7 protein-coding genes are annotated in these 7,110 nt (G+C 62.2%); 3 read left to right on the top strand and 4 right to left on the bottom strand.

Going from position 1 to position 7,110, the window contains the following annotated elements; all coding sequences use genetic code 11:
• The first annotated feature begins 119 nt into the window (after positions 1-119).
• A complete protein-coding gene (locus AC0L2K_RS14880; protein ID WP_473531710.1) occupies positions 120-905 on the top strand; it encodes a hydantoinase/oxoprolinase family protein in 786 nt (261 codons plus the stop codon).
• Between the two features lie 472 nt (positions 906-1,377).
• On the opposite strand, the gene AC0L2K_RS14875 is transcribed toward AC0L2K_RS14880, so the two are convergent.
• From AC0L2K_RS14875 to AC0L2K_RS14860, 4 genes are all read right to left on the bottom strand, one after another.
• On the bottom strand, positions 1,378-1,686 hold the full coding sequence (locus AC0L2K_RS14875) for a twin-arginine translocation signal domain-containing protein (RefSeq protein ID WP_091593897.1): 309 nt from the start codon (positions 1,684-1,686) through the stop codon (positions 1,378-1,380).
• 36 nt (positions 1,687-1,722) lie between these two features.
• On the bottom strand, positions 1,723-2,586 hold the full coding sequence (locus AC0L2K_RS14870) for a ferritin-like domain-containing protein (RefSeq protein WP_128166475.1): 864 nt from the start codon (positions 2,584-2,586) through the stop codon (positions 1,723-1,725).
• 158 nt (positions 2,587-2,744) lie between these two features.
• Positions 2,745-3,467, bottom strand: a complete 723-nt coding sequence (locus AC0L2K_RS14865) for an RNA polymerase sigma factor (RefSeq protein WP_128166473.1) — start codon at positions 3,465-3,467, stop codon at positions 2,745-2,747.
• Between the two features lie 70 nt (positions 3,468-3,537).
• A complete protein-coding gene (locus AC0L2K_RS14860; protein ID WP_128166471.1) occupies positions 3,538-4,617 on the bottom strand; it encodes a mechanosensitive ion channel family protein in 1,080 nt (359 codons plus the stop codon).
• A gap of 817 nt (positions 4,618-5,434) precedes the next feature.
• On the opposite strand from AC0L2K_RS14860, the gene AC0L2K_RS14855 reads away from it, so the two are divergent.
• Both AC0L2K_RS14855 and AC0L2K_RS14850 read left to right on the top strand, forming a co-directional pair.
• A complete protein-coding gene (locus AC0L2K_RS14855) occupies positions 5,435-5,785 on the top strand; it encodes a YciI family protein (RefSeq protein ID WP_023797731.1) in 351 nt (116 codons plus the stop codon).
• A gap of 30 nt (positions 5,786-5,815) precedes the next feature.
• The gene (locus tag AC0L2K_RS14850; RefSeq protein WP_473531680.1) at positions 5,816-7,090 is read left to right on the top strand and encodes an RNA polymerase sigma factor; all 1,275 of its coding nucleotides are present in this window, start codon (positions 5,816-5,818) and stop codon (positions 7,088-7,090) included.
• The last annotated feature ends 20 nt before the right edge of the window (positions 7,091-7,110 follow it).

Here is a 7,110-nt window from a genome sequence, read left to right as displayed (position 1 = left end):
CCCCGACCTCTTCTTCCCACAACCCCGCTCAGATCTCGGCCGGCCCCTAACACAACCCCCCCCCCCCCCCCGGCGGTGGGGGGGGCCCCCCCCCCCCCCCCCCCGCGGCCCCCCCGGCCCTGCTGGATGAGATTTCAGCGCGGGTCCCAGGCGAAAACCTGATTTATGCCGGACCGTCCGGATTTGTCGGGGTCGAGCAGGCAGCGCGGCTGAGCGCCGATGTCGCCTCCGCCAACTGGCATGCGACAGCGTCATTGGTGGCGAAGCTCGCCGGCGATGCCCTGTTCGTCGACATGGGCTCGACCACCACCGACATCATCGCCATCAAAAATGGCGCCGTCGCCAATGACGGCTACACCGATGCCGGACGGCTTCTGAGCGGCGAACTGGTCTATACCGGCTTCACCAGGACGTTCCTGTTCGGCGTCGCCTCGTCGGCCCCCGTCCGCGGCAGGCTGACACCGCTGATGAACGAGTATTTCGCCTCGATCGCCGACGCGCACCGGATTCTCGGGGTGCTCGACGAGAAGGACGACAGGCACGCTTCCGCCGACGGCAAGGAAAAGACGATCGATGGCTCGATCGCGCGGCTGGCGCGCATGATCGGGCGCGACGCCACCGAGCTGACCCTGCCGGAATGGCATGAAATCGCGCGCTGGTTCAGCGAACAGCAGTTGCGCAAGATCCACGACGCAGCGTCCCTGGTTGCCGGGTCGCTTGTCCCGGATGTGCCAATCGTCGGCGCCGGAACCGGCCGCTGGCAGATCAGGCGGCTGGCCGAACGCATGGAACGCCGCTTCGTCGATTTCGCCGAGATCATCCCCGCAGATGACGCCGTTCGCGGCGAAGCCAGCAGCGTCGCGCCCGCGTCCGCGGTGGCGCTGCTGGCGGGATCGCAGTTGTAGGCGCTACATCATGGCCGTCCGATCAGTCGGATCGATGAGATATTTCCCCCGGCTCGAAGATCCCGACCCGTACCAGCGCAGGTCGCAACAGGGTGGAAGGTTCGCGTTCGGCACCCGCTCGGCGCATGTCCGGTTTGCGGCCCATCTCAGCCGTAGAGATCGGCTTCGCAGCTTCCTGAAAGCAGACCTTGCCGGAGATCACGCTGGAGGTCGTAGTTGCGCCAATACCAGTCAGCCAGATTCATACTCGCGGATGACCGCAATGGGGCCGCACCTGCCCTTCCGCTTTCGGGACAAGCGACCATTCCGCTGATCGACCCAATGCGGACGTTCGCTCTCCGAGAACGAATTCACGCCCATGACCCTAGGCAGACGCCTTACCGCCGGCCGGCCAACGTCCGCTCTGGACGTGGAAGCTGACGTCGCGTTGCTCCCGCCCGAGACATAAGGCGGGAGACCGCAATTTGTTGCATCAAGCCGGCAGCGGCTCGTGGAAACGGCACCAGCCATTTGGGCTGATTGCACCGGCAACGATCTCGCACCCGTTTGGCTCTCGGAAGTGAGTACACCCCCCGCAGCGTCGGCCACGATTTGGGGTGTCCTGGTACAGCGCCAGCGCCTTGGTTGTCTTTCCGGCTGCCATCGGTCCAGTCATACAGGCTGAAAGGCCGCCGGCGCTGGCAATCGCCGCACCGGTCACAGAGACTTTCAGGAAATTGCGGCGAGACAGCGCTCGGCTTGAAGCTGCCGATCCGTGGTTCACATCATCATCTTTACTCATGGTCTTTCTCCAAGAGCAGCCCTCGTCGCAGTTGGCTCAGGTGCTCTTGAGCGTGCCGTTCATCCCTTCCGGATAGAAGCCGCCCTTGCTCACTCCGTCCTTGTCGGTGAGGTAGACGATCCGGAGCACCTCCTGCGGCGTTCTGGTGAACGCGATCGCATCGGGCGTCGACGGAACGATGTTGGCTTTTCCGTCCACCTGGATTCCCTGGTCCTTGTCTTCCGATCCGTCGATCTTGTCGCGGGCGTCGGAAACGGCGTTGGCGACCTTCCAGGCTTCCTCTCCCTTCCGGTATAGCGTCGATCGCGCCATGCCCATGTGGTAGGCCTCGACCGCCAGGATGCCTGCGGCGGCGGCGAGGAAGTCCTTGTTTTTCAGAACTGTCGCCGCCCCGGCATAGGCGGTGACGCCGACATCCTCGAACAACATCCCGCCGAGAACGAAGTTCGTTTCGTTGCCGAAGGGGTCAAAGTCCGACCCGAGGCCCGCCGCTTCCGCGACGGCCTTGAAACCGGCATCGAAATCGATCGCCGGCCGGTCAACAGCGTCCGTTCCAAGCGTCTTGCGGTAGAAGCGGACGTGCGCGAGTTCATTTTCGGCGACTTCCTGCATGAATTCGCCGATGGCCGGCGTCTCGAAGGAGACTTGCTTGCCGCCAACGACGTCGCCGGGTTTCGAACCAACATCGGCTGCGTCGATGCCCATTCCGGTGGTGCCGCGGAGGTAGTATTCAGCCTCCATATATTCGAGGTTGAGCGCAAAGCGGAAAATGTCCTCGTCCGATATGTCCTGTGCCAATACCGGAGAAGACCGTGCGATGCCGCCGAGTGCCGCTCCGGCACCGAGTACGACAAGTCCCTGAAGCGACTGACGCCGGGATAGGTGAAGTGCGCCCTGCATGGCGGTCTCCTATGTTTGTTGATTCAACGCCGCTGTCAGCACCGCGGCGCCGAGTGCATTTGCCTGATGATTAGATGGTCCGGGCCGCCAAAATATTCCCGCGTCCCGCTACAACATCCCCGCGAAAGGAGCCGGCGTAATCTCGGCGTGAACGGCGTCTACGTGCGCTCAGTCGCCGTGTTCAACGGATGAGTATCCTTTCGAACCAGGCGGATTGCGAGCCGGTCAAAGACTGATTGCGCGAGGCGGTCACAACGGACGCCAGCGAAGAGAAACGTATCCGTGAACACGGTGGCGAGCTTGTCCCGCAGCGCCTCGCGGAGCAGCCGGCGTGCGCGATAAAGACGGGTGCTCACCGTCTGAGGTCGCAATGCCAAGAGAAAAGCAGTTTCCTCAATGCTCATTTCCTCGACGTCTCGCATGACAAAGACGATGCGAAAGGGCTCTGGCAAGCCACCGACGGCTCGCTCCAGGAGGTTGCGGATTTCAGCGAGAGCGGCCGCCTCTTCGGGATCAGGCTTGTGGGCGCTGAACGGAGCGACCATGCCCTCGATGGCTTTCACGTCGACGGTGGGCCGCCTTTTCCGGCGGCGTCCCAGCGCCTCGTTCAGCGCGATCCGGGTGAGCCAGGTCGACAGCTGCGCCTCCGCGCGGAATTCGGCCAGATGGGTGAAGGCGTGGATATAGGTCTCCTGAAGTACGTCCTCGGCCTCGGTGTCGTCGTTCAGGACGGCGCGGGCGACCCGGTAAAGCCGCTGATTGTGACGCTTGATGATTAACCAGAATGCGGCGGGGTCACGCTGTCGCGCGTGTTCAACCAGCCCCGCGTCGTCAAGGTCCTCGATCCTCACTGCCTCGGTGGATCCGGTCGGCTTCATCATAGGCGCTCCAGATGCATCAGCCTGCCGCGATGCGGGCGGGGTGGCTCCGCGCGGCGTGGCCGGAGGAAGTTCACCTCAAATTGCTCTTCGGAAACAGCACGCGATCGGGTTTTGCATTCATTCGCGCCAGCATTTCCTTGATCAAGCGTGTTTTGGTGCGCCCCGCTTCCTTCGGCGGCACGAGGTAACGCACGATGGCCTCGAGCCAGGTGTTTTCACTGACGCGAAAATGAACCACGGGATGCTCCCTCACTTCGAGTTCGTCCACCGGCGTTTGCGACAGGATGTGCTTATAGACCTTCACCTTCTGGCTCATGATGTCGCCGATCTGCTGGTCGACGACCTCTCTCATGGTTTTCGCTACGAATTCCAGATCGCTTTCATAAGCGAGCTGAAACTTGATTTCGTTCCAGACATAGGGAAACAGCGGCCAGGAATAGTTGAAGACCGGCGTGTCAAACACGGTGGAGTTCGGAAACTTGATGACGCGTCCGCTCGGATGATCGGTCCAAAGATGTTCGCCGCCAAATTCCCATAATGTCGTGTCGAGATAGCTGACATCAATGACATCGCCATGGGCATCGCCGATGCGAATGCGGTCGCCAACGCGATAAGGCGCCCTGGCCAAAATATAAATCCACGCGATGAAACTGGAGATCGGCATTTGCAGCGCAAAGCCGAGAATCAGTGAAATCAGGCCAAGTGAAACAACCGCAGTGTACCAGTTCACAAATAAGACTGAAATGGCCACGAAGACGATGGCGACGACGACGACTAATCGAAAAATACGTTGCAAGTTGAAGCGCGAAACACGATTGGGAATTCGGCCAATGAGAAAGACTTCGATAACATTCGCAACGGTCAGCATAACGAAAATGAGAAGGCCGCCCCTGACGTAGTTCAGCACGCGAACGCGCAAAGGCGCGTCAAGCCATTCTAAGCGCCAATTGATCAGGACTTGGATGCCAAAAAGCAGCAAGGCAGCGGCAGCGAAACCAACCGTCCACCAGACGTCTTCCTTGCGTAGGCTGAAGCGGAATTTTTCCTCGGGCTTTTTCGCCTTCTGTTCCATAGTTTTTGGGTCAGCAGTCTGTTGCGCGGCCCGTTCGAGTCGGGAAAGGTTCTCCTGTTCCTTGGCGCGCGGTTCCATGGGTTCACCTCCCGATGTGGCCATCAACACCCAGCCAGTGCCTTCTCGTTCCTCGACGGCGGCATTCCGGCAAACGACCCAACGTCAGTCGCTGACTGGCTCCCTGCCGGTCCCCGACAGCTGGCCTTCATTCCGGCGGGCCCGTCTTTGGTGAAATAGGGCGGCAAGCACGTCGCCACCATATTCGGCAAGTGCCTTATAGCCCAATCCGAAATTAAGTTGAATTTGGTATCAGCAGCTCCCCGATAGCTCACCGGTAGAGATCTCGACTGTTCATCAAGCGGCCGTTGGTTCGAATGCAACTCAGCCTTCATCGGCCGGCGCGTTTCTTGCGTGAGGCGGACTTCGCTCCTGCGGCGGGATCATGCCGGCGGATAGCCGCCAATCCATTGGATTGCACGTATTGACTCGAGCCCATCACAACGACTGAGCGAAAGGCGGGATTCGGGATCGAGCTGAGCGTCGACGAACGGCTGAGATTAGGCGCGTTGCTGCCATTCGCAACGCCGAGAATGAAGGTCTCGAATGGGTCAGAACCGACCGTTAAATTGACGGACGTCCAACGGCGGAAGTCGACCCCTTGGCGGAAGTTAGTACCAGCCTCCTAGGCGCCAAAATAACGCGGCAACGGAACTCACGACGTTGGACGTTAGATGGGGTTGGTCAATCGACCCTGTTCACTCGCCCATCGTCTTTAGAGCCCGGGCGTGATTTATTCAAAGCGCATGTCGATCCGCCGGGGGCTGGTTCGTCGACTTATTAGCGAGACTGTTCAGCGGCCACCACGTCCGCGGCTCGCCTCAGGAGGAGTTCTCAAATGCGCTTCATGTCGTTCGTCACTTCCGCCCACGCCGGACCGCCAACGGCGGAACTCATCGAGGCGATGAACAAGCTCGCCGACCGGGAAATCAAGGCCGGCCGCATGGTCGACATGGGCGGGCTCACGCCGGTCGCGATGGGCGCGCAGGTGCGCATCGCCGAGGGGAAGCTCAGCGTCATCGATGGCCCGTTCGTCGAGGCGAAGGAGGTCATCGGCGGCTACGCGATCATGGAGTTCCGGAACAAGGAAGAGGCTGTGGCATCGGCGGTCGAGTTCATGCAGCTCCACAAGGATTTCATGCCGGATTGGGAGGGCACGTGCGAGGTCCGCGCGTTTGCCGGCCCTTGAGGCGACGTTCTGCAGACGCGGTCGGCGGCCATGACGGTCGCCGACGCCCATCGCACGATCCTCGCCGTGTGGCGGATCGAGCAGCCCCGGCTGATCACCAGTCTGGCGAGGATGCTGCGCGATGTGCCGTTGGCCGAGGATTTGACGCAGGAAGCCCTGCTGGCCGCCCTTGAGTGGTGGCCCGCCACAGGCGTTCCGGAAAAACCCGGCGCCTGGCTGATGGCGACCGCCAAGCGCCGGGCCCTGGATCATCTGCGCCGCAGCCGGATGCTCGAGCGCAAGCACGACATTATCGCCTGGGATATGGAGGAGGAGCAGCAGGCCATGCCCGACCTCGACTCGGCCCTGGACGACGACATAGGCGATGAACTGCTTCGGCTCATCTTCACCGCCTGTCACCCGCGACTATCGCGCGAGGCGCGCGCGGCGCTGGCACTGCGGATGATCTGCGGCCTGACAACACAGGAGATCGCCAGGGCCTTCCTGCTGCCGGAGGCGACAATCGCCCAGCGCATCGTGCGCGCGAAGCGGACTCTTTCGGAATCGGGGCTGGCCTACGAGACCCCAAGCGGCGAGGAACTCTCAAAGCGGCTCTCCTCGGTGCTGGAGGTCGTCTACCTCATCTTCAACGAAGGCTACACCGCGGCGAGCGGCGAGGACTGGCTGCGCCCCCAGCTCTGCAATGAAGCGCTTCGCATGGGCCGCGGGCTCACCTCCATCGTGCCGCACGAGCCCGAAGCCCATGGGCTGCTCGCTCTGATGGAGCTGAACGCCTCGCGCACGGCGGCGCGTACTGATGCAGGGGGCGAGCCAATCCTCATGCTGGACCAGAACCGCGCACTCTGGGACCAGTTCCAGATCCGGCGCGGGATGCAGGCGCTCGGGCGAGCACGCGAATTAGGCGGAGCCGGCGGCATTTACGTCCTCCAGGCGACGATTATCGCCTGCCACGCCCAGGCGAGGACAGCGGGCGATACCGACTGGTCGCGCATCGCCGGACTTTATGCGGAACTGGCGGCTGTCGTGCGCTCGCCAATCATTGGCCTCAACCGCGCGGTTGCCGTCGGCATGGCCGAGGGGCCAGAAGTGGCGCTGGCGATCGTAGACCGCCTTGCGCGCGAGCCGGCGCTCAAAGGCTATCACCTGCTGCCGAGCGTTCGCGGCGACCTCCTCCACAAGCTCGGCCGCTACGAGGAGGCGCGCGCCGCGTTCGAAGCAGCCGCGGCGCTGGCGGGCAACAGGCGGGAACATGCCCTGTTGAGGCGGCGCGCCGCCGAGGCGGCCGACGCAGCGATGTCATCATAATCCCTGATCAGACAAGGACA

The organism is Mesorhizobium sp. WSM4817, from assembly GCF_055811135.1.
This window is presented reverse-complemented; position numbering and strand designations above follow the sequence as displayed.

Bases quoted from the DNA above. Each gene is read 5' to 3' on its own strand.
- AC0L2K_RS14875 (WP_091593897.1), bottom strand. From the start codon at position 1,686: ATGAGTAAAGATGATGATGTGAACCACGGATCGGCAGCTTCAAGCCGA.
- AC0L2K_RS14870 (WP_128166475.1), bottom strand. From the start codon at position 2,586: ATGCAGGGCGCACTTCACCTATCCCGGCGTCAGTCGCTTCAGGGACTT.
- AC0L2K_RS14865 (WP_128166473.1), bottom strand. From the start codon at position 3,467: ATGATGAAGCCGACCGGATCCACCGAGGCAGTGAGGATCGAGGACCTT.
- AC0L2K_RS14860 (WP_128166471.1), bottom strand. From the start codon at position 4,617: ATGGAACCGCGCGCCAAGGAACAGGAGAACCTTTCCCGACTCGAACGG.
- AC0L2K_RS14855 (WP_023797731.1), top strand. From the start codon at position 5,435: ATGCGCTTCATGTCGTTCGTCACTTCCGCCCACGCCGGACCGCCAACG.
- AC0L2K_RS14850 (WP_473531680.1), top strand. From the start codon at position 5,816: ATGACGGTCGCCGACGCCCATCGCACGATCCTCGCCGTGTGGCGGATC.